This window comes from Rhizobacter sp. P2_H3, assembly GCF_056403355.1.
In genome coordinates this window covers 1-1,476 of record NZ_JBFUFQ010000475.1, presented here as the reverse complement: position 1 = coordinate 1,476, position 1,476 = coordinate 1, and the positions used below count along the sequence as shown (strand labels likewise).

Sequence of the window (1,476 nt, the reverse complement as noted above, 5' to 3'; positions counted from 1 at the left end):
CGAGCCGAGCTCGATCGGGTCGCCGAGCGGCGTGCCGGTGCCGTGCGCCTCGACGTAGCCGATCTGCCGCGCATCGACCCGGGCCGCGGCGAGCGCGGCGCGGATCACCGCCTCCTGCGCCGGGCCGTTCGGCGCGGTCAACCCGCCGCTGCGGCCGTCCTGGTTCAGCGCGCTGCCGCGCACCACGGCCAGCACGCGGTCGCCGGCGGCCTGCGCATCGGCCAGGCGCTTCAGCACCAGCATCGCGCAGCCCTCGCCGCGCACGTAGCCGTCGGCCGCGGCATCGAAGGTCTTGCAGCGCCCGTCCGGCGCCATCATCCGGGCCTTCGAGAAGTTGATGTTCATCTCGGGCGTCAGGATCAGGTTGACCGCGCCGGCCAGCGCGATCTCGCACTCGTTCAGCCGCAGCCCCTGGCAGGCCTGGTGCAGCGCGACCAGCGACGACGAGCAGGCGGTGTCGACCGCGACCGCCGGCCCGTGCACGCCGAGGAAGTACGACAGCCGCCCCGACGCGACGCTGGCCGCATTGCCGGTCGCGAAGTACGGATCGATCAACTCGGGGTGCCGGTACAGCGCGCGGCCGTAGTCGTTKTTGCTGATGCCGAGGTACACGCCGGTGCGTGCGCCGGCCGGCGTGGCGGCGAGTTCGCCCGGCGCATGGCCGGCGTCTTCCAGCGCCTCCCAGGCCACCTCGAGCAGCAGCCGCTGCTGCGGGTCCATGCTGGCGGCCTCGCGCGGCGAGATGCCGAAGAACTCGGCGTCGAAGCGGTCGACGCCGTCGACGAAGCCGCCGAAGCGCGTCGTCATCTTGCCGGGCGCATCGGCATCGGCGTCGTACAGCGCGTCGAGGTTCCAGCGCTCGGCGGGGATGGCGCCGATCGCATCGGTGCCCGACCACAGCAGCTCGGCAAAACCGGCCGCATCGACCACGCCGCCCGGCAGCCGCATCGCCATGCCGACGATCGCGATCGGCTCGTGCAACGCGGCGTTCGAGCGCGCGAGCTCGGCCTTCAGCTCGCGGATCTCGAGCAGCGCGCGTTTGACGGGGCTCAGCGCTTCATCGCGCGGTTCGGTCATCGGGAACTCCCCAGTTCTTGCAGCAGCAGGGCTTCGGCTTCTTCGTCGCTCAGATCGTGCAGCGCATCGGCCGCGGTGTCGATGGCCGCGGCCTCGGCAGGCACCGGCTCGTCGAGGCCGAGCAGGCGCATCAGGTGCGCGGTCAGCGCAGCGAGCGTCGGATAGTCGAACAGCAGCGTCGCCGACAGCGGGCGGCCGATCGAACGGGTCAGCGCATTGCGCAGCTCCACCGCCATCAGCGAATCGAGGCCCAGGTCTTTCAGCGGCGTCTTCGGGTCGACCGGCGTGCCGGCGTCCAGGCCCAGCACGTGCAACGCCCGCTCGACCAGGTGGGCCGCGAGCGCCGCGGCGCGCTGGCCGGCCGGCATCGCCTGCAGGCGCGACAGCACGGTGGCGGGC

The 1,476-nt window shown here is 72.7% G+C and carries 2 protein-coding genes; both read right to left on the bottom strand.

Going from position 1 to position 1,476, the window contains the following annotated elements:
- Positions 1 to 1,077 (bottom strand): beta-ketoacyl [acyl carrier protein] synthase domain-containing protein (locus AC1D1T_RS32450; protein WP_477993462.1); only part of this gene is annotated, 1,077 nt, incomplete at its 3' end.
- Positions 1,074 to 1,476, bottom strand: a 403-nt coding sequence (locus tag AC1D1T_RS32445) for an acyl carrier protein (protein WP_477993461.1), incomplete at its 5' end; no start/stop codon positions are given. The genes AC1D1T_RS32450 and AC1D1T_RS32445, both read right to left, overlap by 4 nt.